Here is a 2,842-nt window from a genome sequence, read left to right on the forward strand (position 1 = left end):
CTAAAGCCACTACTTCTAATTGATTTCTTCTCTCTTCTTCACGTTTCGATAACATGTTCATCCCCCGCAGAATTGTGTTATTACCCTTATTATACAAAAAAGCTTGTAGACTTTGTCTACAAGCTGAGATGTCTGTTTTAAGACATCTTTTTTGTGTAATTCACAAATTTATTGGTTTTTAAGCAACTTGAAAATGTGCTTCGCTTGATCTGTATTTTCCATGAGACCTTTTAGCTCCTGACTTGTTGGTCCATAAGCATAAAATGGTACTTCATCACCGGTATGACCAGACGTTGTCCAGCCTGTATGTGATCTCGTATTGATCACTTCTTCAATCGCGTCATCAATTTTGAAAGCATCTTTTGTTTCTGCCGCCTTTTGAATAGAGGCTACTTCCTCTTTTGTGAAATCAAGATTTATATATTGCTTCAGTGCTGATTCAACTGTCATACCACCTATGATTTTGTTTGCAATAAAGTCAAGTGTCTTTTTCACTGCTTTTACAGGTTTGTAATCCCAGCTGCCTGAGCCGTTTGCCCCAAAGGAAAGTCCCCCAGTTGAATGATCCGCCGTAGCGATGACGAGCGTGTTTTTATCCTTTTTCGCGAAACGTATGGCTTCTTCAAACGCTTTTTCAAAATCCTTCATTTCACTCATGGCACTAACAATATCGTGGTCATGTCCAGCCCAGTCAATTTGACTGCCTTCGACCATGAGGAAAAATCCTTTTTTGTTTTTAGACAGCTGTTTAATGGCTGAGGACGTCATGTCTTGTAGAGAAGGGGTATTTTTATCACGATCAATTGCTTTGTCGAGACCGCCATCAGCAAAAATGCCTAACACTTTTTGGTTTTTGTTTTTTTGTAAGGCTGCTTTATTTGTGACGTAATCATAACCTGCTTTTTTGAATTCCCTCGTAAGATCACGATCCTTGCGAACAAAATCGACAAGTCCTCCACCAAGCATGACATCCACTGTATGTTGTTTTCCGATTTTTTCATCGAAGAAATCATCAGCGATGGCTGCTGTGTCTTTTCTGGAAACATCGTGGGCGGCATACGCAGCAGGTGTGGCATTCGTTAATTCAGATGTTACGACAAGACCAGTAGACTTTCCTTTACGCTTTGCCTGTTCTAAAACCGTTTTTAATTTTTTGCCGTTTTTGTCTACACTGATAGCATTGTTGAATGTCTTTTTACCAGTTGCCATGGCTGTACCGGCCGCTGCTGAATCGGTGATGTTACTTTTAGAGTCGTCAGGGTATGTTTTGTGCATGCCAGTGAGGTAAGGGTCAAACGCTGTTTGCTTTGAAAGGTCTCCGTTGTGTTTAAATGAGCGGTAAGTTATAAGATAAGGTGTTCCCATGCCATCTCCAATTAGCACGATCACATTTTGTACGTCATTTTTTGTTTTCTTTTTAGCCTCAGCTTTGTCAGCCTGTCCAAATTCAATTCCTGAAAAAATGCCAATCGATAGCAAAGATGCCGCTGCCACTGCAGCTATTTTCGTTTTCGAGCTTTTCAACACACTCATTCATGTGCCTCCTCATTGTGAATGTATTGCTCTTACGTTTACAATGGTAGAGCAAAGGATTCCTTTTTACAGCATCGTAAAGTTCACTTTAAAATTGTAAAGGTCCACTTTACATAGAGTGGACTAAAAAGAGAAATGAATGTATCATTTATCCATGACAAGATACATTTGATTTGTCATGATTGTGTAATAAAAATGAAATAAAAAGAACCCTAAAAAAATAAAATTTTGACGAATTATTAAGCAAAATGTCGCAGGAAGTCAAGACTATTTCTTCTGGTATTTGATCCTTATAATATTAAGTAGATTTGGATCACGATAGATACATACGAGGAGGAACACATGAAAAAACAATTGATCACAGCTGCAAGTACAGTTCTACTTGGGACAACATTATTTGCCGGAGCTGCCTCAGCACAATCAGTAAAGGTCCAAAAAGGTGACTCTCTTTCTGTTCTAGCGAAAAGATACAAAACAACCGTGAGCAAGATTAAATCAGACAATAAGCTGAAATCCGACATGATTTATGTTGGACAAACGTTAAAAGTAAATGAAGCTTCCTCGAAAACAACAACAAAAGTTAAAACGGCTTCAGCGACAGCCACTCATAAAGTTGTCAAAGGCGATACATTATCTAAAATTGGCAAAAAGTACGGAATGACAGTGAAAGAGCTAAAATCATTAAATAAACTCAAAACAGATCTCATCAAAATTGGTCAAAAGCTAGAGGTGAAAAAGACGGCTATAGTGAAGACAACACCTGTCAATGAGAAAACGGTATCTACTTCTTCATTAAATACGTCTAAACTCATAGCAGATGCTAAAGCACAGAACGGTACACCATACAAATGGGGTGGAACGACGCCAAAAGGCTTTGATTGCAGCGGTTTTATGTGGTATATCATTAATAAACAAAAAAAGATTTCAAGACAAACAACAGAAGGTTTTTGGGGCTCGATGAAAAGCGTGTCAACACCAAAAGTTGGAGATTTTGTGTTCTTTACAACATATAAATCTGGTCCATCTCACATGGGTGTCTACCTTGGGAACAACAAGTTTATACATGCTGCTTCTGACGGTGTGACGATTAGTGATATGAATTCAAGTTATTGGAAACCGATATACCTTGGAGCGAAGACATTTGTCAACTAATCTATTCAAAGAGACTGCTCATGAGCAGTCTCAGCTTGTAGACAAAGTCTACAAGCTTTTTTGTATAATAAGGGTAATAACACAATTCTGCGGGGGATGAACATGTTATCGAAACGTGAAGAAGAGAGAAGAAATCAATTAGAAGTAGTGGCTTTAG

2 protein-coding genes are annotated in these 2,842 nt (G+C 38.4%); one reads left to right on the top strand and one right to left on the bottom strand.

The features are described 5' to 3' along the window. Window positions 1-168: 168 nt before the first annotated feature. Window positions 169-1,533 carry an alkaline phosphatase gene (locus tag WAX46_RS15510; protein WP_336494306.1) on the bottom strand — a complete coding sequence of 455 codons (1,365 nt, stop codon included), beginning with the start codon at window positions 1,531-1,533 and terminating at the stop codon, window positions 169-171. Window positions 1,534-1,875: 342 nt separating this feature from the next. Between WAX46_RS15510 and WAX46_RS15515 the strand changes: the two genes are divergently transcribed. Then, a complete protein-coding gene (locus tag WAX46_RS15515; protein WP_226567094.1) occupies window positions 1,876-2,685 on the top strand; it encodes a C40 family peptidase in 810 nt (269 codons plus the stop codon). Window positions 2,686-2,842: the final 157 nt, after the last annotated feature.

The organism is Bacillus sp. FJAT-53060 (assembly GCF_037104745.1).
In the GTDB taxonomy this organism is placed as follows: Bacteria; Bacillota; Bacilli; order Bacillales; family Bacillaceae; genus Bacillus; species Bacillus stratosphericus_B.

Excerpts from the sequence above, each read along its gene's own strand:
- WAX46_RS15510 (WP_336494306.1), bottom strand. The coding sequence starts at position 1,533 with ATGAGTGTGTTGAAAAGCTCGAAAACGAAAATAGCTGCAGTGGCAGCG.
- WAX46_RS15515 (WP_226567094.1), top strand. The coding sequence starts at position 1,876 with ATGAAAAAACAATTGATCACAGCTGCAAGTACAGTTCTACTTGGGACA.